The sequence below is a fragment of the Pararhodobacter sp. SW119 genome (assembly GCF_017811755.1).
Classification (GTDB): Bacteria; Pseudomonadota; Alphaproteobacteria; order Rhodobacterales; family Rhodobacteraceae; genus Pararhodobacter.
The window spans coordinates 24,371-45,951 of the sequence record NZ_JADDJF010000009.1 but is presented as its reverse complement, the minus strand read 5'-3'; the positions used below and the strand labels follow the sequence as shown (position 1 = coordinate 45,951).

Annotated in this window: 14 protein-coding genes and 1 tRNA gene; 10 read left to right on the top strand and 5 right to left on the bottom strand. The window is 67.6% G+C overall.

Annotated features, from left to right (window positions below):
• The 9 genes from nuoL to IM708_RS21560 all read left to right on the top strand — a co-directional run bounded on the left by nuoL (position 1) and on the right by IM708_RS21560 (position 15,205).
• A complete protein-coding gene (gene nuoL / locus IM708_RS07910) occupies positions 1-1,965 on the top strand; it encodes an NADH-quinone oxidoreductase subunit L (protein WP_209425823.1) in 1,965 nt (654 codons plus the stop codon).
• On the top strand, positions 1,965-3,506 hold the full coding sequence (locus IM708_RS07905; protein ID WP_209425821.1) for an NADH-quinone oxidoreductase subunit M: 1,542 nt from the start codon (positions 1,965-1,967) through the stop codon (positions 3,504-3,506). Before nuoL ends, IM708_RS07905 begins: the two co-directional genes overlap by 1 nt.
• Before the next feature lie 14 nt (positions 3,507-3,520).
• A complete protein-coding gene (nuoN, locus tag IM708_RS07900) occupies positions 3,521-4,960 on the top strand; it encodes an NADH-quinone oxidoreductase subunit NuoN (RefSeq protein WP_209425820.1) in 1,440 nt (479 codons plus the stop codon).
• Complete coding sequence (locus IM708_RS07895; RefSeq protein ID WP_209425818.1) at positions 4,950-5,693, top strand: biotin--[acetyl-CoA-carboxylase] ligase; 744 nt, start codon at positions 4,950-4,952, stop codon at positions 5,691-5,693. Before nuoN ends, IM708_RS07895 begins: the two co-directional genes overlap by 11 nt.
• A gap of 13 nt (positions 5,694-5,706) precedes the next feature.
• Positions 5,707-6,480 (top strand): type III pantothenate kinase, encoded by a 774-nt coding sequence (locus tag IM708_RS07890; RefSeq protein ID WP_209425817.1) that lies wholly within the window; start codon positions 5,707-5,709, stop codon positions 6,478-6,480.
• Complete coding sequence (locus IM708_RS07885) at positions 6,477-8,144, top strand: ribonuclease J (RefSeq protein ID WP_209425815.1); 1,668 nt, start codon at positions 6,477-6,479, stop codon at positions 8,142-8,144. The genes IM708_RS07890 and IM708_RS07885 overlap by 4 nt, the downstream gene beginning before the upstream one ends.
• A gap of 71 nt (positions 8,145-8,215) precedes the next feature.
• The gene (locus IM708_RS07880) at positions 8,216-9,232 is read left to right on the top strand and encodes a FliM/FliN family flagellar motor C-terminal domain-containing protein (RefSeq protein WP_209425813.1); all 1,017 of its coding nucleotides are present in this window, start codon (positions 8,216-8,218) and stop codon (positions 9,230-9,232) included.
• A 214-nt stretch (positions 9,233-9,446) separates the two neighbouring features.
• On the top strand, positions 9,447-11,732 hold the full coding sequence (locus IM708_RS07875) for a C1 family peptidase (RefSeq protein WP_209425812.1): 2,286 nt from the start codon (positions 9,447-9,449) through the stop codon (positions 11,730-11,732).
• Between the two features lie 11 nt (positions 11,733-11,743).
• On the top strand, positions 11,744-15,205 hold the full coding sequence (locus tag IM708_RS21560; protein ID WP_209425811.1) for a caspase family protein: 3,462 nt from the start codon (positions 11,744-11,746) through the stop codon (positions 15,203-15,205).
• Between the two features lie 437 nt (positions 15,206-15,642).
• On the opposite strand, the gene IM708_RS07865 is transcribed toward IM708_RS21560, so the two are convergent.
• From IM708_RS07865 to IM708_RS07845, 5 genes are all read right to left on the bottom strand, one after another.
• Complete coding sequence (locus IM708_RS07865) at positions 15,643-15,972, bottom strand: HPF/RaiA family ribosome-associated protein (RefSeq protein WP_209425809.1); 330 nt, start codon at positions 15,970-15,972, stop codon at positions 15,643-15,645.
• A 251-nt stretch (positions 15,973-16,223) separates the two neighbouring features.
• Positions 16,224-16,298: transfer RNA gene (locus IM708_RS07860), tRNA-Gly, on the bottom strand.
• Positions 16,299-16,391: 93 nt separating this feature from the next.
• Positions 16,392-17,132 carry an SDR family oxidoreductase gene (locus tag IM708_RS07855; RefSeq protein WP_209425807.1) on the bottom strand — a complete coding sequence of 247 codons (741 nt, stop codon included), beginning with the start codon at positions 17,130-17,132 and terminating at the stop codon, positions 16,392-16,394.
• Positions 17,133-17,143: 11 nt separating this feature from the next.
• Entirely contained in the window at positions 17,144-18,586 is a 1,443-nt protein-coding gene (locus IM708_RS07850) for an aldehyde dehydrogenase family protein (RefSeq protein ID WP_209425805.1), read from the bottom strand.
• Positions 18,583-20,034, bottom strand: a complete 1,452-nt coding sequence (locus tag IM708_RS07845; RefSeq protein WP_209425802.1) for an amidase family protein — start codon at positions 20,032-20,034, stop codon at positions 18,583-18,585. The genes IM708_RS07850 and IM708_RS07845 overlap by 4 nt, the downstream gene beginning before the upstream one ends.
• Before the next feature lie 117 nt (positions 20,035-20,151).
• Between IM708_RS07845 and IM708_RS07840 the strand changes: the two genes are divergently transcribed.
• A complete protein-coding gene (locus IM708_RS07840) occupies positions 20,152-21,579 on the top strand; it encodes an amidase family protein (RefSeq protein WP_209425801.1) in 1,428 nt (475 codons plus the stop codon).
• Positions 21,580-21,581: the final 2 nt, after the last annotated feature.

Sequence of the window (21,581 nt, the reverse complement as noted above, 5' to 3'; positions counted from 1 at the left end):
ATGGCGACGACGCTTCTCCTGGCCCCTCTGATCGGCGCCCTCATCTGCGGCTTCGCCTGGCGCATCATCGGCGAGAAGGCGGCGATGGTCACGGCGACCGCGCTGCTGTTCCTGTCCGCGCTTCTGTCCTGGGTCATATTCCTGACCTATGACGGCACGCCGCAGTCGATCCAGATCCTGCGTTTCATCGATTCCGGCACGCTGGTCGGCGACTGGGCGTTCCGGCTGGACCGGCTGACGACCGTGATGCTGATCGTGGTCACGACCGTCTCGGCACTGGTCCATCTCTACAGCTTCGGCTACATGGCGCATGACGACAACTTCGAGGAGAGCGAGCACTACAAGGCGCGCTTCTTCGCCTATCTGTCCTTCTTCACCTTCGCCATGCTGGCGCTGGTCACCGCCGACAACCTCGTGCAGATGTTCTTCGGCTGGGAGGGGGTGGGCCTCGCGTCCTACCTGCTGGTCGGTTTTTACTACAAGAAGGCGAGTGCGAACGCCGCGGCGATCAAGGCCTTCGTCGTCAACCGTGTCGGCGACTTCGGCTTCATCATCGGGATCATGGCAATCTACCTGCTGACCGACTCGATCCGCTTCGACGACATCTTCGCGCAGGCCGACCAGCTGGCCGAGGCGAGCGTGCGGTTCCTCTGGACCGACTGGAACGCGATCAACATGATCTGCTTCTTCCTGTTCATCGGCGCGATGGGCAAATCGGCGCAGCTGTTCCTGCACACCTGGCTGCCCGACGCGATGGAGGGCCCGACCCCGGTTTCGGCGTTGATCCACGCCGCGACCATGGTCACCGCCGGCGTCTTCCTGGTGGCGCGCTTTTCGCCGCTGATGGAATACGCCGACGCGGCGACCGCCTTCATCGTCATGATCGGCGCCTTCACCGCGTTCTTCGCGGCCACCGTGGGCCTGGTGCAGAACGACATCAAGCGGGTGATCGCCTATTCGACCTGTTCGCAACTGGGCTACATGTTCGTTGCCGCCGGCGTCGGCGTCTATTCGGTCGCCATGTTCCACCTGCTGACGCACGCCTTCTTCAAGGCGATGCTGTTTCTGGGGGCCGGTTCGGTCATCCACGGGATGCATCATGAACAGGACATGCGGAACTATGGCGGGCTACGCCACAAGATGCCGCGGACCTTCTGGGCGATGATGATCGGCACGCTGGCCATCACCGGCGTCGGGATTCCGCTGACCTCGATCGGGCTCGCGGGGTTCGTGTCGAAGGACGCGATCATCGAAAGCACCTTCGCGTCGGGCACGACTTACGCCTTCTGGCTGCTGGTCGCAGGCGCGGCGATGACCTCGTTCTATTCCTGGCGGCTGATGTTCCTGACCTTCTTCGGGACGCCGCGCGGTGACCGGCACACGCATGAGCACGCGCATGAAAGCCCGACGATCATGCTGATCCCGCTGGCGGTTCTGGCCGTGGGTGCGGTCTTTGCCGGCGTCGTGTGGTACGGGCCGTTCTTCGGCTCGACCGGCGAGGTGCGCGATTGGTTCGGTGCCTCCATCCACATGGCCGAGGGCAACAACCTTGTCAGCGAGGCGCACTACGTACCCGCCTGGGTCAAGGTCTCGCCCTTCGTCGCGATGCTGCTGGGGCTGGGCCTCTCGTGGCTCTTCTACATCCGGCGCACGGACCTGCCGCGCAAACTGGCCGCGAACCAGCCGATTCTCTACAACTTCCTGCTCAACAAGTGGTATTTCGACGAGGTTTATGACGCGGTCTTCGTCCGTCCCGCGGGCTGGCTTGGCCGCATGCTGTGGAAGAAGGGTGACGGCGCCACCATCGACGGCGGGCTCAATGGCCTCGCGCTGGGGATCCTGCCCTTCGTCAACCGCCTCTATGCCCGCGTGCAGTCAGGCTATGTCTACCACTACGCCTTCGCGATGGTCATCGGCATCGCGTTGCTGGTGACCTGGGTCACGCTCACCGGGGGGGCGTACTGATGCTGAACCTGCTTTCGATCATCACCTTCACCCCGGCGATCGCGGCGGTGATCCTGGCGCTTTTCCTGCGCGGCGACGATGCGGCGTCCCAGCAGAATGCGAAATGGCTGGCGCTGGTTGCGACCGCGGCGACCTTCGTGATCTCGCTGATCCTGCTGTTCACCTTCGACCCCGCCAATACCGGCTTCCAGCATGTCGAGGAACGGGAATGGATCCTCGGCCTCACCTACAAGCTTGGCGTCGACGGCATCTCGATCCTCTTCGTGATGCTGACCACGTTCCTCATGCCGATCACCATCGCGGCCTGCTGGAACGTGACGCACCGGGTGAAGGAATACATGATCGCCTTCCTCGTGCTCGAGACGCTGATGATCGGCGTCTTCGTGGCGCTCGACCTCGTGCTTTTCTACCTCTTCTTCGAGGCCGGCCTGATCCCGATGTTCCTGATCATCGGCATCTGGGGGGGGAAGGAGCGGATCTACGCGACCTTCAAGTTCTTCCTCTACACCTTCTTCGGCTCGGTCCTGATGCTGGTGGCGATGATCGCCATGTATGTCGACGCCGGCACCACCGACATTCCGACGCTGCTGACGCACGAGTTCAGCGCGGGCCCGGTCAATCTGCTCGGCTGGCAGGTCGTGGGGGGGATGCAGTCGCTCATGTGGCTCGCCTTCTTCGCGTCCTTCGCGGTGAAGATGCCGATGTGGCCGGTCCACACCTGGCTGCCTGACGCCCACGTGCAGGCGCCGACGGCGGGGTCGGTCATCCTGGCCGCGGTGCTGCTGAAGATGGGCGGCTACGGCTTCCTGCGCTTCTCGCTGCCGATGTTCCCGGTCGCGTCCGACATCTTCGCGCCGATGGTCCTCTGGCTCTCGGCGATCGCCATCGTCTACGCCTCGCTGGTAGCGCTGGTGCAGGAGGACATGAAGAAGCTGGTCGCCTATTCCTCGGTCGCGCACATGGGGTTCGTGACCATGGGGATCTTCGCCGCGACCCGGCAGGGCGTCGATGGCGCGATCTTCCAGATGATCAGCCACGGCTTCATCTCGGGCGCCCTCTTCCTTGCGGTCGGCGTCATCTACGACCGGATGCACACCCGGGAGATTTCGGCCTACGGTGGCCTCGTGCATCGAATGCCGGCCTATGCGCTGGTCTTCATGCTGTTCACCATGGCCAATGTCGGGCTGCCCGGCACCAGCGGCTTCGTCGGTGAATTCCTGACCTTCATGGCGGTCTTCCAGGTCAATACCTGGGTGGCGCTGTTCGCGGCCTCGGGCGTGATCTTCGCGGCCTGCTACGGCCTCTGGCTCTATCGCCGCGTGGTCTTCGGACCGCTGATCAAGGCCAGCCTGAAGTCGATCCCGGACCTGGATCGGCGCGAGAAGGCGATGTTCGCGCCGCTGGTGGCGATGACGCTGATCCTCGGGGTCTATCCCTCGCTGGTGACCGACATCATCGGTCCCTCGGTTTCGGCGCTGGTGGGCCAGTACGACGCCGCGCTGGCCGCGCACGAGGCTGCCTCGGCGCTGGTCCAAAACTGAAAGGCTGACCGACAATGACTTCGCTCGATCTGACGATTGCCCTGCCGGAGATCCTGCTGGCGATCTATGCCATGGCAGCGCTGCTGTTCGGGGCCTTCTTCGGCAAGGACCAGGTCGCGGGCATCGTGCTCTGGATGACGGTCGCGATCCTGCTGCTGCTGGCGGTGCTGGTCGGCACGCTGGCGCCCGAAGCCCGCCCGGTCTTCGGCGGGATGATGGTGGACGACGCCTTCGCGCGCTTCGCGAAGGTCGCGATCCTCGTCTCCGGCGCTGCGGTGCTTGCCATGGGCTACGAGTACCTGGCGCGTCAGAACCTGCTGAAGTTCGAATATCCGGTGCTGGTCGCGCTGGCGACGGTGGGCATGATGGTCATGGTGTCGGCCGGCGACCTGATCACGCTCTACATGGGGCTGGAGCTTCAGTCGCTCTCGCTCTACGTCATGGCCGCCTTCCGCCGCGACAGCGCCCGCTCGACCGAGGCGGGGCTGAAATACTTCATGCTGGGCGCGCTGGCCTCGGGCCTGCTGCTCTATGGCGCGTCGCTGGTCTACGGCTACGCGGGCACCACGCGGTTCGACGGCATCGCCTCGACCGTTCAGGACGGGGATCTGTCGATCGGCCTGCTGATGGGCCTGGCGTTCATGCTTGCCGGGCTTGCCTTCAAGGTCTCGGCCGTGCCCTTCCACATGTGGACGCCGGACGTCTACGAGGGGGCGCCGACCCCGGTCACCGCCTTTTTCGCCACCGCCCCGAAGATCGCGGCGATGGCTTTGCTGGCCCGGCTTCTGCACGATGCCTTCGGCGCGGCGCCCGGCGACTGGTCGCAGATCCTGGCCTTCCTCGCCGTGGCGTCGATGTTCGTGGGCGCCATCGCCGCGATCCTGCAGCGCAACATCAAGCGGCTGATGGCCTATTCGTCGATCACCCACATGGGCTTCGCGCTTGTCGGGCTTTCCGCCGGCACTGTCGCGGGTGTGCAGGCGACGTTGCTCTACATGGCAATCTACCTGACGATGAACGTCGGCGTCTTCGCCTTCATCCTCGCCATGCGCCGCGACGGTCGCCCGGTCACGCAGATCGAGGATCTGCACATGCTTCCGAAGACGCAGCCGATCCCCGCCCTGGCGCTTCTGGTGCTGATGTTCTCGCTGGCCGGGGTGCCGCCGCTGGTCGGTTTCTGGGCGAAATTCTCGGTCCTCGCCGCCGCGGTGCAGGCGGGCCTTGTCTGGCTGGCCGTCGCGGGCGTGATCGCCTCGGTGATCGGCGCGTTCTACTACCTGCGCATCGTCTACTACATGTACTTCGGTGAGGAGCGCGAGGCGCTCGACGCCGACGTCGGCATGGTCCAGCGGGTGCTGCTGGCGGTGTCCGCCGGGGCGATGGTGCTCGGTGTCTTCAACCTTTTCGGCGTTGACGGGGCGGCCGCCTTGGCGGCGCAGGCGCTTGTCCAGTAGACCGGTCTGGCCCACGGGCTACGACCGCGTGGTGCTGGAGACGGTCGACAGCACCAATGCCGAGACCCTGCGTCGCGGCCCGACCCTGGGCGGGCCCTGCTGGATCCTGTCGCGCCGCCAGACGGCGGGACGCGGCCGGCGCGGCCGCGACTGGCGCGATCCCCCCGGCAATTTCGCGGCGACCCTGGCGATGCGCCTGGACGAGCCGCCGGCGCGCATGGCGCTGCGCAGCTTCGTCGCGGCGCTCGCCCTTCACGAAGCGCTTGAATCCCTGACCGGGCTCAGCGGCGCGTTCCGGCTGAAATGGCCCAACGATCTGCTCCTCAACGGCGGCAAGCTCTCGGGCATCCTTCTTGAAACCGGCCCATCGGGGCTTCTGGCGATCGGGATCGGCGTGAACCTGCGCCACGCCCCGCCGCCGGACGCCGAATCGCGCTTTCCCCCGGTCGCCCTGCGCACCGAGGCCGGGATCGACCTCGGCGCCGAGGCGTTGCTCGATCATCTGGCCGCCGCCTTCGCCCGCTGGGAAGACCGCTTGCGCGAACAGGGTTTCGCCCCCCTGCGCGCGGCCTTCCTGGCCCGCGCCGCACGCCTGGGCGAGCGGATCGAGGCCCGCACGCCGACCGCCGTGCACGAGGGCATATTCGAGACGATCGACCCCCGCGGCACGCTGGTTCTCAAGACCGCGCAGGGCCGCGTCACGGTGCCGGCGGCGGATGTCTTCTTTCCCTGACGGAGGGTCGCCCATGCTGCTCTGCATCGACTGCGGCAACACCAACACGGTTTTCTCGATCTGGAACGGCGAGCGCTTCGTCGCCACATGGCGCGCCTCGACCGAGCATCAGCGCACCGCGGACCAGTATTATGTGTGGCTCTCGACGCTGATGAACCTGCAGAAGATCGAGGCGAAGATCACCGAAGTCATCATCTCCACGACCGTGCCGCGGGTGGTTTTCAATCTGCGCGTGCTCTGTTCCCGGTATTTCGACTGTCGGCCCCTGGTCGTGGGCAAGCCCGAATGCCGCTTGCCGGTGGCGCCGCGCGTCGATCCCGGAACCCGGGTCGGCCCCGACCGACTGGTGAACGCCGCCGCCGCGTTCGACCTGCACGGCGGCGATCTGATCGTCGTGGATTTCGGAACCGCCACCACCTTCGACGTGGTCGATACCGACGGCGCCTATATCGGCGGCGTCATCGCGCCGGGGGTGAACTTGTCGCTGGAGGCGCTGCACATGGCCGCGGCCGCCCTGCCGCATGTCGATGTCGCGCGCCCCGACCGCGTGATCGGCAAGAACACGGTCGAATGCATGCAGGCGGGCGTTTTCTGGGGTTACGTCGGGCTTGTGAACGGGATATGCGAGCGCATAAAGGCCGAACACGAACGCCCGATGCGGGTGATCGGCACGGGCGGGCTTGCGCCCTTGTTCGCCTCGGGCGAGGCCCTATTTGACGACATTCAAGATGATCTGACCATGCATGGCCTCAGAATCATCCACGATTTGAACGGGAAAACTGCATGAAACCGGAAAGACTGATCTATCTGCCCCTGGGCGGGGCCGGCGAAGTCGGCATGAACGCCTATGTCTATGGATACGGACCGAAGGGCAAGGAACGGTTGATCCTGGTCGATCTGGGCGTGACCTTTCCGGACATGGACGGCTCACCTGGCGTCGATCTGATCCTGCCCGACATCGCCTGGCTGGAAGAGCGTCGGGATCGGCTCGATGCGATCTTCGTCACCCACGCGCACGAAGATCACGTCACCGCGCTGGGACAACTCTGGAGCCGGCTGAAGGCGCCGGTCTATGCGCGCAACTTCACCGCGCGGATCGCCAAGAAGAAGATGCAGGAAGGCGGGCAGTCCTTCGACAGCGTGCAGACCGCCAAGCCCCGCGACCCGATCGAGGCGGGGCCCTTCACCGTGCAGTTCCTGCCGATCTCGCATTCGCTGCCCGAAGCCTCGGCCATGCTGATCGAAACGCCGGCGGGCCGCATCCTGCATACGGGCGACTTCAAGATCGACCTCTCGCCCGGCGTCGGCGAACCCTTTGACGAGAAACTCTATCGCGAGATCGGCGATCTTGGGATCAAGGCGCTGGTCTGCGATTCGACCAACATCTTCAACACCCATCAGGGCCGGTCCGAAAGCACGCTGGCCGAACCGCTGCAGCGTCTTTTCGCCGAAGCGCCGGGTCTGATGGTGGCAACCACCTTCGCCTCCAACGTCGCGCGCCTGCGCACGATGGCACAGGCGGCGCGGGATGCCGGCCGGTCGGTCTGCCTCATGGGGCGGGCCATGCACAACATGGTCCGCACCGCGACCGAGGCGGGCTTGCTGCACGATTTCCCCACCACCGTCACGCCCGAGGAAGCCGGCGACATGCCGCGCGAGAACCTGCTGATCATCTCCACCGGCAGCCAGGGCGAACGGCGCGCCGCCTCGGCGCAACTGGCCCGCGGAACCTACATGGGCATCGATCTGAAGGAGGGCGACACCTTCCTCTTTTCCTCGATGACCATTCCCGGCAACGAAAGGTCGGTGCTGCGCGTGGTCAACGACCTCTCTGAACGCGGGGTCGAGGTGCTGGACAATTCCGGCGGCCTCTATCACGTTTCGGGACATGCCAACCGGCCGGATCTGGAACGCATGCACGATCTGGTCCGCCCCGCCATGATCATCCCCATGCACGGCGAACACCGGCACCTGCGCAAGCACGCGAAACTCGCCGCGGCACGGGGTTTCGCCTCGGCCATCGCCCCCAACGGCACCATGCTGGACCTGACCGGCGACACCCCCGTCGTGGCGGAATATGTCGAGACCGGGCGCCTCTATCTCGACGGAACCGCGGTCTACGGCGCTCTCGACGGCGTCGTGCGCGAACGCATCAAGCTCGCGCTCAACGGCCATGTCATGGTCACGCTTCTTCTGGACGAGGATGATCGCCCCATGGGCGATGCCTGGGCCGACTGCCAGGGCCTCGCGCCGCAGGGCCGCTCGCGCCGCGCGCTGGACGAGGTGCTGGAGGATGAACTGGCCGACGTGATCGAGCGCTTTGACCGGAAGGTCCTGGGCAACGACGACAAGCTGACCGAGGCCATTCGCCGCGCCGTCAGGACCTGTTGCCTGGACGAGATCGGCAAGAAGCCCGAAGTCACCGTGGTCGTCAGCCGCCTCGCCGAATAGCCTGAACCGGTCCTTCGCAAGCATTCGTTAAGCAACGCCTGCGATCTTGCGCCAAAGGCAGGGCCCGGCATATGGAACAGACGCAGCGCAACCCCGTCATCCGGCGCAAGCTGGGTGTGCGCCCCCCCACGGCAGAGGCGGCGCAGGACGCGGAACGCCACCTCGCCAAGGCCCTGGCGCGGGCGACCAGTCGCATCCCGGGGCTGGTCGGCAGCTGCGCCACCGCCAGCCGCCGCAGCGCGACGCTCGCGGAACTACTGGAACTGGTCGACAGCGATGCCTTCGCCGGCCTGATCGCGGACCCTTCGGGGGCGATGGGGCTGGCCATCTTCGATCCGGTCGCCAGCGTCGCGCTGATCGAGGCGATGACCGTGGGCAGGCTGTCGCGCACCCCACCGCCCCAGCGCCGCGCAACCCAGACCGATGCGCAGCTTCTGTCCGAACTGATCGATGCCGCGCTCGCCGAATTCGACGCGCACGCGCCGGACGGACAGGACCACGGCTTTCGCTTCCTGCGTTTTCCGACCGACTACCGCCTGCTGGAACTGATCCTGGAATCCCCGCGCTTCGACCTCTTCGTTCAGCCGCTGTCGCTGATCGGCGACGATGTCCGCCGTGACGGACGTTTCGTCCTGGCCCTGCCGGAGGGGGCGACAACCGACAGCGCCCCGGCACCGGCGACAGAGGATGCCGCCGACCGGCGCGCAGCGCGCACGGGGCAGGGGGATGCCTGGTCGCGGGCGCTTCAGTCGCAGGTGATGACGGCGCCCGCGCAGTTACAGGCGGTTCTCGGCCGCATCACCCTCTCGCTTTCCGATGTCATGAAACTGGGGGTCGGCAGCCAGCTCTCCCTGCCGCTCGCCAAGCTCGAGGAAGTGGAGATCGAGGCCCTCGACGGGCAGGTCATCGGCCTGGGACGGCTCGGGCAGTACCGTGCCATGCGGGCGATTCGCCTTGTTCAGGCCGGTGACGCCGGCACATCCGAGGTCGCGTTCGAAGACCACGCCGTCCCCGCGCGCGTGTCGCAGCCGGTCGCCGAAGTCCCCGCCACCGACCCGCCCGCGCCCAACCCCGTCACCACGGCCTGACGCCCCGCGCAACCCCCTCGGGCCACCGGGCGGGGCTTCCGTCCGGTTGAACTTCACGCGCCCCCGTGTCCCCCCGCGCGTATTCTTTCACTTTGCGAATTGCGGGATCTGTGGCACAATCCCTCATTGTATTTGACGACGTCCGTTTTTGTTCAGGTCATAAATCTGCGGGCCGTTCAGGGATCATCTGCCCCGGCCCGGTCAGGGGCGCAGAATGCCGACGCGCGAAGAATTCGTTTCCCTCATTTCGCGAAACGCGGTTGCGCGCGACTGGTTCGATTCGCGCGATCTGAAGTATGTCCCCTCGCTGGCGGTGCTGCGAAACCGCGTCATCCCCGACCGGCAGGATTTCAATTTCCTGGTGCGCGACCAGGGTCCGTCGGGGCGCTGCGTCGGGCATGCGCTTGCCAACCTCGTCGACCTGCAACGCCGCCATCAGGCGCACGGCACCGAGGCGACGGCGCTCGCCCGGCACGATCTGGTCAGCGCCGACATGCTGTTCTATCTGGCCGCCTTTCATGACGAATACCCCGAACTCAACGCCGCCACGCTGGAGACGCAACTCAGGGCGCGGGGCACACCACGGGACAGGATCCGCTCGCTGCGCTCGGCGATCAAGGCGTTCTACCACCACGGCGTCTGCCTCGATATCCCGCCCGGCGCCTCGCCGTCCGATCCGGCGCGCTGCTGGCCCAGCGCGCACTGGGGTCTGGGGCCCGTCGCCAGTCAATGGATGCCCACGGTCGATCAGGCAAAAGCCGCGCGGGAGATCGGACTTGGCGCCTATTTCCGTCTGGACCCGGTCCTGAACCACTACCACGCGGCGCTGATCGATACCGGCGCCATCCTCGTCTCGGCCATGGCGCACGAGGGCTGGCGCCTTCCCTTCGCGCCGGACACGACCGAAATCGGCGCCTACAAGCACGAGGATCTGGGCGCGCATGCCTTCGTCATCGTCGGCTACACCCGCGACGGGTTTCTGGTGCTCAACTCCTGGGGGCCGGACTGGGGCGGGCACGAGGGGTTGCCCGGCATCGCCCTCTGGCGCTACGGCGACTGGGCAGAAACGGTGATGGATGGCTGGGTGCTGCGCCTCGGCGTCTCGGCGCCCGAGGCGTTCGACATCGCGCTGGGACCGCAGGGGTTGTCCCGGTCGATGGGCATGATCCAGACGGGCTCCGCGCGCTGCCATCTTCTGCTCGGGCATTACCTGCATCTCGATGACGGCTTTCACGTCGACATCGGCAGTTACCCGTCCGAGGAAAAGACCTGGCGCACCACGCGCGACTACCTCGGAAAGATCCTTTGCGACAGCACCGAAGCCGACGGGCCGCGCCGGCGCCGGGGGGTCCTGCTCTGGATTCCTGGAAGCCTGGAAGGGATCAATCCGGCGGTCTCCGCCGCGATCGCCCGCAAGTCCGAGATCGCGGCGCTCGACCTCTATCCCTACAACATCTTCTGGTGCAACCAGTTCGTCGAGAAGTCGCTGGAGGTGCTGACGACCGTCTTCGACAGTTGTTACAAGCAGGTCAAGACCCTGGGTCCGCAGCTTGACGCCTTGATCGAGATGCAGCTGCGCGGCATCGGGCGCGCGTTCTGGCGCGATATCGAACAGGCGGCGCGGCGCGCGGTCCACGGCACCAAGGACCTGCCCGAGGAGGATCTGGACGATCTGGACGCGCCGGCAAACCCGGGGCCGCTGGTAGAGGTCCTGCGCGACCTGCTGAAACTGACCGCCGCCGAAGGGATCGAGCTGCACATCGTCACCGAAGGCGCAGGCGTCCTCGTCCTGCATGAGATGCTGCGCTATCTGGACAAGCACGACAGCGCCGCGCTCGACGACCTGCACCGGCGGATCACCACGCTGTCGCTGATCCACCCCGCCATCGGCCTGCCGCGCGCCCGCAAATGGGTGGTGCCGCTGGTCGAGAAGATGAACAAGATTCAGATCGTCGGCGTCGAGACGCCAGTGCCGCCGCCGCTGCGCACCGCCGCGGAGGACGACGCCGCCCCCGCGATGCCCCCGCCGCGGGCGCGCATCTACCTGCCGTCGCCGGCGCTGGAAGACCGCCTGTGCTTCGGCGTCTACAGCGGCTCGCTGCTGCAACTCGTCTCGCGTTCGTTCGAGGACCGCTTTCTGGAAGGCGCGCCGCCCGAGGCCACGCCCGCGGACGCTGCGGCGCCGCAGCCCGACGACAATCCGCAAACGCGCAACCGCACGCATCCCTCGCATCCGCCGCGGCCGTTCCTCGGCATGACCACGGGGCGCGAACGCATCGACCGCGACGTCGCCGAGTTCGGCGATTTCGCGCGGATCGCTTTTTCGGAATTACGCGAACTAGATTCCCGCAGCCTCGCGACCGGGCGCGTGCCCTATTCGGACCTGCAGAGCGATCCGCTTGTCTCGAAGGAAATATTCAGAACGATCAGCAGGTTGCGCGGCGGTGCTGCCCCGCCCCGCGACCCCGTCAAACCCGCCAGAGCTATCCAGAAGGGCTGAGGAGCACGACCATGCGCAGGATCACGATCGACGAACTGATGTCACGCCTTGGCGACCTTTCCACCGACGAAAGCGAGATCGCCGAGTACTTCATCCTCGACCCCGAGGGCACCGAGGCCTTCTCGCCGGCCTTCCAGCTGAACCCCGAAACCGTCGTGATCCCCGTCGGCCCCGAGGGCGAGGTGCGCTCGGCCATGGTGCTGAACCTGGCCAACTGGTTCGCGCGCATGCGCCGGCAGCGGGCCTTCGTGAACCGTCTGGCGGGGGGCTATTCCGGTCCGATCATCGTGGCCGAGGGCGACAGCTGGTGGCAGTACCCGTTGAAGCTGAAGGACACGATCGACCACCTGATGGAGCCCTATGCCGTCCACTGCGTCAGCGCCGCGGGCGATCTTCTGGGCGACATGGCGGCGAAGGCCGAATACATCCCCGCGCTGCGCGACACCAACGCGTCGATCCTGTTGCTTTCCGGCGGCGGGAACGACCTGCTGCGCCGCGGGCAACTGGCCAACCATCTGGAAAGCTACCATGTCGACCTGAAGCCCGGCGACTACCTCAAGCCGTCATTCGAACAGGTCCTCGCCGCCGCCTTCGGGGATTTCGAGCGTATCCTGCGCGATGTCCACGGGGCGTTTCCGCATGTGCAGATCCTGGTGCACGGCTACGACTACGCGCTGCCCAACCGCGGCCCCTGGCTGGGCCGGCCGATGGAGCGGCGCGGGATCAACGACCGGACCCTGCAGGCGGGGATCGCCGTGGACATGATGGACCGGTTCAACCGCGGCCTGCGGCGCATGGTCACCAACATGCCGCATGTGACCTATATCGACTGCCGCAACACCGTCGGATCGCATCGCTGGTACGACGAGTTGCACCCGACCGATGACGGCTACGGCGACGTCGCCGCGAAGTTCGCGCGCGAGATCGCCCAACTCGCCAATCGCCGCCGCGACGCCCCGATCTTCGTGCCCGGCGGCGCCTTCGGCACGCCCGAGGCGCTGCAGCACCGCGCGCGCAGCGCGGCGCGGGCGGCTGCGTTGGACGACGCGCCGGTCGAGCGGCCGAAGGGCAGGGCGGTCTCGCTCCACCTCGGGCTGAACTTCGTCGATCCGCAGCATTACTCGGGCTGGGACGGGGCGCTGCTGGGCTGCGAGAATGACGCCATCGCGATGGAGCGGCTGGCGCGGGGGCAGGGGTTTGAGACCACCCTGCTGCTGACCGAGGACGCCACGCGACAGGCGATGATCGACCGGATCGCGAAGGCCGCCGAGGACCTGCACGCCGGCGACATGCTGATGATCACCATGGCCGGCCATGGCGGGCGACTGCCCGACTGGAACGGCGACGAGGAGGACGACGGCACCGGCACCGCCATGGACGAGACGCTCTGCCTTTTCGACAGTCAGGTGGTCGATGACGAACTCTACGTCCTCTGGTCGCGCTTCCGCGAGGGGGTGCGCATCCTCTATGTCGCCGATACCTGCCATTCCGGCACGCCGATCCGGGTCAATCCGTTCTCGACGCCGATGCCCGAGTTCCCGAACGCGGGGATGCTCCTGCGGCCCCGCTGCATGCCGCGCAACGTCGAAAGCAAGACCTGGCGGCAAAACCTGGACGAGTATCGCAGCCGCGCCTCCTCCTACGCCCGGATCGATTCGAAGGTGCTTCTCAACCCGCTGGACATGGTGGTGAAGGCCGATGTGATGGGCCTGGGCGCCTGCCAGGATCACCAGTTCGCCTATGACGGCGACGAACATGGCGCCTTCACCGCCGCGATGCTTCGGGTCTGGGATCAGGGGCGCTATCGCGGCGATTACGTCGACCTGCGCGACCGGGTGGAGCGCGAGATCGGCATGGACATACAGATCCCCAACCTCGACAAGCAACTGCTGCGCGATCCGGGTTTCGCCCGCCAGCAGCCCTTCTCGCTCTGGCCGAAGCACGCGCACGATGGCGGCGCGCCGCGTCCGGGCGCATCCCTGACGGTCACCACCGCCACCACCGCCGGCGGCAAGTCCGCCCCCGCGCTGCCCACCGCCGCGGGCTTCCTGCGCGGCGAAGAGGGGGACGAGCCCGACGACGCCCCGTCCCCCGCCACCCGCTCCGCCGGGACCCGGTCGGCCAGCGCGTCATGGCCGCAATACGGTGCCTTCCGCGATTTCATCACCGGGCTTGGCCTGAAGCATTTCAAGCCCGAGGAGTTTCTGATGCTCGGCGGCAGTCACGGGGATTCCGGATCGGCCTGCTTCGGCAAGAACCAATTCCCGCCCAGCGACCTCTGGATGAACATCGCCACCACGGCGCAGGTCCTGGATCGGTTCCGCGCGCGTCTGGGCAAGCCGATCACCATCACCAACGCCTACCGCGCGCCCGCCTACAACGCCTGCATCGGCGGTGCGTCCAGCAGCCTGCACCTTCGCTTCAACGCGCTCGATTTCAAGGTTTCGGGGCTCAGCGCCATCGAGGCGGCGCAGGCGCTGCGCTGGATGCGCGACGCGGAAGGCGCCTTCAACGGCGGGATCGGCTATTACAACAGCTTCGTGCATATCGACACGCGCGGCGCGAACGTGGAGTGGTCGGGCAAGGGCGTGCCCAAGCCACCGGCGCCGGTGACCAGCCCCTTCGGCGCCGCCGCAACCCCCGCAGCCGCCGCAAGCGCCCCGCCCGCCGCCCCGCGTGACCAGAACCGCGCGGCTTTCGTGCGCGCCATCCCGCTTGCCGCCGACCGCCGCGGCGGCGCCAAGGTCACATCGGCCTATGCGCAGCCGGTGCCGCGGAGCGGCGGGCCGCTCGACCTCGACACCGCGGCGCTGGAGGCGCAGCAGGCGCTCAAGGCGGCGGTGACGGGATCGGGGGTGGTGTCGCTGTTCGACACGCTCAGCCCCGGCCAGAAGGAGGATGTGCTGCTCTCCACACTTTTCGCACAGCGCGCCGCCGATCACGCCCATGACCCGATCGCCGCGCGCGAGGATTGGTACCGCCTTTACCTGGAGGTGCTGACCTGGCTGGGCTGGGTGCGGCTGTCCGACGGGGTCGAGATGCAGGAGAAGCTGAAAAGCGACAGCAGCTTCGAAAGCGTCGCGCTGGGTGCGCTTTCGGCGGTCGCCACCGGCAACCAGCATGCCATCGTCAAGTCCGCGCTGGATGCGATGAAAAAACTGGGCGAGGAGGACGGCGCGATCAAGCTGTTCGATTTCCAGACCAGCCGCAGTTCGGGCAGCAGCTTCCAGCTCGCCTCGGCCGAGGCGGCGGGCGCGGATGTGGCGATGGCCCTGGGGGCCTTCGCCTTCGTTCACAGCGACACGCAGAAGAATATCCTGTTCGTGTCCTGGGGGCGGAAGAAGGTGGAATTCTGGCTGTCGGCGCAGCGCCTCATCCTGGGGAACGCGGCCTATGACGAGGTGCGCGAGATCGTCAAGGACCGCCTGGGCGCGACCCGCAGGAGCCTGATCGCCAATATCCCGCTGGGCTGATGGAACGGCCGGGGATGCGGAAGGCGTGATTTCCCCGCGGGGAAATGCCGGCAGCTGTCCGGCATCCCGCGGCACGCGCTGACGCTCCCGGTTTCCCCGCGGGGAAATCACCAGTTGTTAACCGGTTTTCCGCGACTGGTGCGGCTGCGGTCGATTTCCCCGCGGGGAAATGGCCGCATCTGTCAGGCATCTCGCGGCACGCGCTGACGCCCCGGTTTCCCCGCGGGGAAATCACCAGTTGTTAACCGGTTTTCCGCGACTGGTGCCGCTGCGGTCGATTTCCCCGCGGGGAAATGGCCGCATCTGTCCGGCATCTCGCGGCACGCGCTGACGCCCCGGTTTCCCCGCGGGGAAATCACCACTTGTTAACCGGTTTCCCGCGATTGGTGCGGCCGCGCCCGATTTCCCCGCGGGGAAATGTCCGGGGCGCGCGGTCCTCAGCGCGTCGGGTTCGGGCGGCGGTCTAGCTTGCCGAACTCGCTGTCCAGCAGCGCCTTGAGCTTGCGGCCGGCGCCGCGCAGGGCGGCTTCGACGTTCGAATCGTTGTGGGTGACCGACATCGGGCGCAGCCCCTCGGGGCGGGCCTCCATCAGGCAGCGGATGTCGTCGGGGCCGGATTTCTGGGCGTTCTCGTCCTGCAGGTGAACCTCGATCCGGGTCAGGCGCGGGGCAAGGTTGGCGACCGCCTGGGTCACGATCTTCTCGGCCACCTCCTCCAGCCGCTGGTCACCCTGGATGTTGCGATCGGTGTTGACCTGGATGTGCATGCGATCCTCCGTCTGTTGCCCGGTTCGACGTAGGCACCCGGACCCTGCGGCGCAAGGGCATGCGACCCTGTGCGCCGGGCGTCATCGGCGTCTGCAATCCCGGCTGTGCGGGTCGCGTGGGATGGGGAAGCGGAAAGGGTTTCGCCTGGCGGCGGAACGCTGCCTTCACGGGTTTGCCATCATCAGAAAAGGCTGATGGAACCCGAGCGTGCGGTCCGTTCACGAAGTGCGGTCATGTCGGCTTGGAAATCTGGAGCGGGCGATGAGATTCGAACTCACGACCCTAACCTTGGCAAGGTTATGCTCTACCCCTGAGCTACGCCCGCTCCGTTGATGGCGGCTGATTAGGCGATGCGCGGTGCGGCTGCAAGCGGAAAATGCGGCGCGGGGCGCGATTCCCCTCGCGCCTTCGGTGCCAGTCAGATGCAGCGCCCGCCGTCCACCTCCAGCCCGACGCCGGTGATCATCCCCGCCTCGTCCGAGCAGAGGAAGAGCGCGGCGTTCGCCATGTCCTCGGGGGTCGAGAAGCGGCCCATCGGGATCGTGGAAAGGAATTTCGCGCGGATTTCGGGCGTATCCTCGCCCATGAAGCTTTTCAGAAGGGGGGTTTCGCCGGCGACGGGGTTCAGCGCGTTGACGCGGATCCCGTGCGGCGCCAGCTCGACCGCCATCGCGCGCGTCGCGGTGATCATCCAGCCCTTGGAGGCGTTGTACCAGTTGAGCCGGGGCCGCGGCGAGACCCCCGCCGTGGACGCGATGTTGAGGATCGCGCCCGATCCCGCCGCCTTCATCGCCGGGACGAGGTGGCGCGCGGTCAGGTAGACGGACTTGGCGTTGACGGCGAAGACGCGGTCGAACTCTTCCTCGCTCACCTCCTCCATCGGCTGGGGCAGGTGGGTGATGCCGGCGTTGTTGACCAGGATATCGACCCGCCCCCATTCCGACAGGGCCTTTTCGGCCATCGCGCGTACGCTTGCGTCCCGGGCCACGTCGACCGCCTGCGCCAGTCCGCCGATTTCGGCGGTCAGCGCCTCGGCGCCCTCGGCATTCAGGTCGGCGACCATGACGCGCGCCCCCTCGGCCGCGAAGCGGCGCGCGATGCCGGCGCCGAAGCCCGACGCGGCGCCGGTGACGATGGCGGTCTTTCCTTCCAGTCGCATGCTCTCTCCTGTTATCCGTGATGGGCGGCGACGGTCTTCAGGGTCGAGAAGCCATAGAGCGCCTCGAACCCCTTTTCGCGGCCATGACCGGACTTTCCGACGCCGCCGAAGGGCAGTTCGACCCCGCCACCGGCGCCATAGGTGTTGAGGAAGACCTGGCCGCCGCGCAGCCGTTTCGCCAGCCGCATCTGGCGCGCGCCGCTGTCGGTCCAGACCGCCGCGACAAGGGCGAAATCGGTGCCGTTGGCGATGGCGACGGCCTCGTCCTCGTCGTCAAAGGGGATGACGACCTGAACCGGGCCGAAGATCTCTTCGCGCGCGAGCAGGTGGTCGGCGGTGACGCCGGAAAGCAGGCGCGGCGCCAGGTAGTGCCCCCCGGCGGGCGCGTCGGCGGCGATCCGGCCTTCGGCGGCCAGGGTCAGATCCGCGGCGCGGTCGAGATAGGATTGCACGACCTCGCGCTGCCGGGCCGAGATCAAGGGGCCGACATCGGGGTCCGACAGCGCCGGGCCGACGCTGACGGCGCGGTAGCGCGCGGCCATCCGATCCACGACCTGATCGTAGCGGCGGCGGGCGACCAGGATGCGCGAGGCGGCCGAACAGGTCTGTCCCGCGTTCTGCAGGCCGGCATTGACCAGAAACGGCAGCGCCGCGTCCAGATCGGCATCCTCGAACACCAGTTGCGGGGACTTGCCGCCCAGTTCCAGCGTGACCGGAACGACGTTTCTGGCCGCCGCCGCCTGGATCAGGCTGCCGACGGGAACCGAGCCGGTGAAGCTGATATGCTGCACGCCGGGATGGGCGGAGAGCGCCGCGCCCGCCTCCTCGCCCAGGCCGGGGACGATGTTGATCGCGCCGGTGGGAAAGCCCGCCTCCTGCGCCAGCCGGACGAAAGCCAGCGCGGTCAGGCTGGCCTCCTCGGCCGGCTTGATGACGCAGGCGTTGCCCATCGCCAGCGCCGCGCCGACCGAGCGGCCGATGATCTGCATCGGGTAGTTCCAGGGGACGATATGCGCCGTCACGCCGTGCGGCTCGCGCAACGTGTAGACGGTGTAGCCGGGGCGGTAGGGGATGGTCTCGCCCATCAGCTTGTCGGCGGCGCCGCCGTAGAATTCCAGATAGCGGGCCAGTGCCAGCGCATCCGCCCGCGCCTGCTTCAGGGGCTTGCCCACGTCCTGCGCCTCGATCCGCGCCAGCACCTCGGCGCGATCCTCGACCAGGCGACCCAGCCGCGTCAGCAGGCGGCCGCGGTCGGTCGCGTCCAGCGCGCCCCAGGGCCCGTCCAGCGCCGTCTGCGCGGCGCGCACGGCGGCGTCGACCTCGTTCGCCGTGCCGCGGGCGATCTGGGCGACGGTTTCGCCGGTCGACGGGTCGACCACGGGCAAGGTGCGATCGGTCGCGGCCCAATCGCCGCCGATGGCGACCCGCGCGGGGTCGAACCAGAGTTCGTTCATGCTGTCCTCGGATCAATCGGGGGAAGGGGGCCGCCGAGCGCATCCTCGATCGCCCGGGCGGTGGCGAGGAGCGTCGCCTCGCCGCGCGGCGGGCCGATCAGTTGCAGGCCGACGGGCATGCCGTCGGGTGTGAAACCGCAGGGCATGGACAGCGACGGCAGGCCGGTGACGACCGAGAGGAACGAGAATTTCAGCCAGTCGACGTAGTCGGTCACCGGCTTGCCGTCGATCACCGGCGGGAATTCCTGTTCGACCGGACCCGCGGGTACGCCCATCGTCGAGAAGGCGAGCACGTCGAAGCGGTCGAGGAACCGGCGCATGTTGTGATAAAGCAGCGTCCGGCCAAGCTGCGCGTCGTAGATCGTATCGGCGCTGAGGTCGCGGCCTTGGGCGATGTTCTGCTGCAGGGTCGGCTTGTAATGCGCCTGAACCTCGGGCGCGGCGCGGCCGGGCAGGGCCGCCCAGAACATCGCGCGCAGGGTCAGGTAGGTGCGCTCCAGCCCCGGCAGGTCGGGGCAGGTTTCCTCGACCCGGCCGCCCGCGCGCTCCACCGCGGCCATTGCGGCCGACATGGCGGCGCGGATCACCGGATCGACGAAGCCGAAGCCGCCGAGGTCGGGGGCAAAACCGATGCGGACCCTGGGGCCGGCCTGCGCGACGGCCTGCTGGTAGGGCGTTTGCGGGGCGTCGATCGACAGCGGCCAGATCGGATCGAAGCCGCACATCGCATCGAGGAAAAGCGCCGTATCGGCGACGTTGCGCGCCATCGGGCCCTGCACCGCCTCGGTGTTGAAGCCGTGCAGGTCGGGCGCGCCGCCGACGCGGCCGGGCGAGGGGCGCAGCCCGATGACCCCGGAATAGGCCGCCGGCGTGCGCAGGCTGCCGGCTAGGTCGCTGCCGTGGCTGAGCCAGACCTCGCCCGTGGCGACGGAAACCGCCGCCCCGCCCGAGGACCCGCCGCAGTTGCGTGCGGTGTTCCACGGGTTGCGCGTGGGGCCGAAGACATGGTTCCAGGTGTTGCCGCCGGCGCCGGATTCGGGCGTGTTGGTCTTGCCCACGACGACCGCGCCGCGCCCCTCCAGCCGGGCGATCAGGGGGTCGGTCGTGTCGGGGACGAACTCGGCGAAGGCCCGCGATCCCATCGTGCAGCGCACGCCCGACACCGCCGTCAGGTCCTTCACGCCGATGGGTAGGCCGGCGAGCCATCCGGGATGATCGCGCGCTGCTTTGGCGGCATCCGGCAGGTCGGACAATGCGGCGCGGGCGCGGTCCGGGCAGGGGGTGACGACCGCGTTGACCGCGGGTTCGACCTGCGCGATGCGCGTCAGCGACGCCTCCAGCACCTCGGACGGGGCAACCTCGCCGCGGCGCAGAAGCGCCACCACCTCGGTCGCCGTCAGGGCGCAGAGTTCGGGGCCGGTGAAGCGGGTGTCGGGGGTGTTCTGCATGGCTTCTTCATCTGTGAACGATCGCAGATTATGCGTCCGGTCGGAAATTGCAAACAAGTCGTTGCAGCCGGTTCGCGCGCGGGTCTAACCTGACGCGGAATCGAACAGGGGACCGATATGATCGACAGACCGCTTTGGCAACTGGGCGCTGCGACGCTTTCCGATCTGACGCGCCGGGGCGAGGTCCGCGCCGAAGACGCGGTGCAGGCCGCGGTCGAGCGGATGCGCGCGGTCAATCCCGATCTGAACGCCGTGGTCGTCGATCTGGGGGAGGCGGCGCTGGAGCGGGCGCGGATGCTGGACAAGGCGCGCGCCGCCGGCGCGACACCGGGCGCGCTGCACGGGGTGCCGGTCACGATCAAGATCAATGTCGACCAGGAAGGGCAGGCGACATCGAACGGGGTGGTGGCGCTGAAGGACGCGATCGCGCCCGAGGATGCGCCGCTGGTGAAGAACCTTCAGGATGCCGGCGCCGTGGTCATCGGGCGGACGAACACGCCGGAGTTTTCCTTCCGCGCCGATACCGACAACCCGCTTTTCGGGCGCACGCACAACCCGTGGGGGCGACACATCTCGACCGGCGGGTCCTCGGGCGGGGCGAGTTCGGCGGTGATGTCGGGCATGGGGGCGCTGGCGCATGGCAACGACATCGGCGGCAGCCTGCGCTTTCCGGCGGCGGCGACCGGGGCGGTCACGGTCAAGCCGGGCCTGGGCCGCGTGCCGGCGTGGAACCCCAGCCAGAAGGCGGAACGTGGCATGCTGGCGCAGTCGATGTCGGTGCAGGGGCTGATCGTGCGCGAGGCGCGCGACCTGCACGCGGCGATGCCAGCGATGATCGCCGCCGATCCGCGCGATCCCTTCCACGTCCCGCTGCCCTGGCGCGGCGAGAAGCTGGAGGGGCCGATCCGCGTCGGTTTCACCCGCGAGGTCCATGACGCCGAGTTGCATCCCGAGGTGGCCGGGGCGCTGGACGATGCCCGCGCGGCGCTGACCGACGCCGGCTACCAGGTCGAGGAGATCAACCCGCCCGCGCTGCGCGAGACCGCCATCGAAGGCTACCGCGCGCTGATGACCGAGGTGAAGCACCTGATGGGGCCGGATATCGCCGCGATGGGGTCGGAGACGATCCGCACGCTGTTCGATCGGTATTTCCAGCACTTCCCGCCCTTCAAGCCGACCGAGTACCTGCAGATCATCGCCAGGCGCACGCATCATGCGCGCCGCTGGTCCGAACTTCTGACGACGCATCCGCTGGTCCTGACCCCGTTCCTGCCCGCACCCTTCTTCGCGCCCGACCGCGACATCGAGGGGGACGAGGGGCTGCGCGATTCGCTGGGCGCGGGGCACTGGTCGTTTTCGATGAACTACCTGGGGCTGCCGGCGGGCAACATGCCGGCGCGGCTGTCCGAGCTGCCGCAGGGGCCGGTGCCGGTCAGCGTGCAGATCGTCGGGCGGCGCTGGCGCGAGGATCTGGTGGTCGACGCGATGGCGGCCATCGAGGCGCGGCTGGGTCGGCTTTGCGACAAGCTTTGGGCGCGGGGCTGAGG

Excerpts from the sequence above, each read along its gene's own strand:
- nuoL (WP_209425823.1), top strand. The coding sequence starts at position 1 with ATGGCGACGACGCTTCTCCTGGCCCCTCTGATCGGCGCCCTCATCTGC.
- IM708_RS07905 (WP_209425821.1), top strand. The coding sequence starts at position 1,965 with ATGCTGAACCTGCTTTCGATCATCACCTTCACCCCGGCGATCGCGGCG.
- nuoN (WP_209425820.1), top strand. The coding sequence starts at position 3,521 with ATGACTTCGCTCGATCTGACGATTGCCCTGCCGGAGATCCTGCTGGCG.
- IM708_RS07890 (WP_209425817.1), top strand. The coding sequence starts at position 5,707 with ATGCTGCTCTGCATCGACTGCGGCAACACCAACACGGTTTTCTCGATC.
- IM708_RS07885 (WP_209425815.1), top strand. The coding sequence starts at position 6,477 with ATGAAACCGGAAAGACTGATCTATCTGCCCCTGGGCGGGGCCGGCGAA.
- IM708_RS07880 (WP_209425813.1), top strand. The coding sequence starts at position 8,216 with ATGGAACAGACGCAGCGCAACCCCGTCATCCGGCGCAAGCTGGGTGTG.
- IM708_RS07875 (WP_209425812.1), top strand. The coding sequence starts at position 9,447 with ATGCCGACGCGCGAAGAATTCGTTTCCCTCATTTCGCGAAACGCGGTT.
- IM708_RS21560 (WP_209425811.1), top strand. The coding sequence starts at position 11,744 with ATGCGCAGGATCACGATCGACGAACTGATGTCACGCCTTGGCGACCTT.
- IM708_RS07865 (WP_209425809.1), bottom strand. The coding sequence starts at position 15,972 with ATGCACATCCAGGTCAACACCGATCGCAACATCCAGGGTGACCAGCGG.
- IM708_RS07855 (WP_209425807.1), bottom strand. The coding sequence starts at position 17,132 with ATGCGACTGGAAGGAAAGACCGCCATCGTCACCGGCGCCGCGTCGGGC.
- IM708_RS07850 (WP_209425805.1), bottom strand. The coding sequence starts at position 18,586 with ATGAACGAACTCTGGTTCGACCCCGCGCGGGTCGCCATCGGCGGCGAT.
- IM708_RS07845 (WP_209425802.1), bottom strand. The coding sequence starts at position 20,034 with ATGCAGAACACCCCCGACACCCGCTTCACCGGCCCCGAACTCTGCGCC.
- IM708_RS07840 (WP_209425801.1), top strand. The coding sequence starts at position 20,152 with ATGATCGACAGACCGCTTTGGCAACTGGGCGCTGCGACGCTTTCCGAT.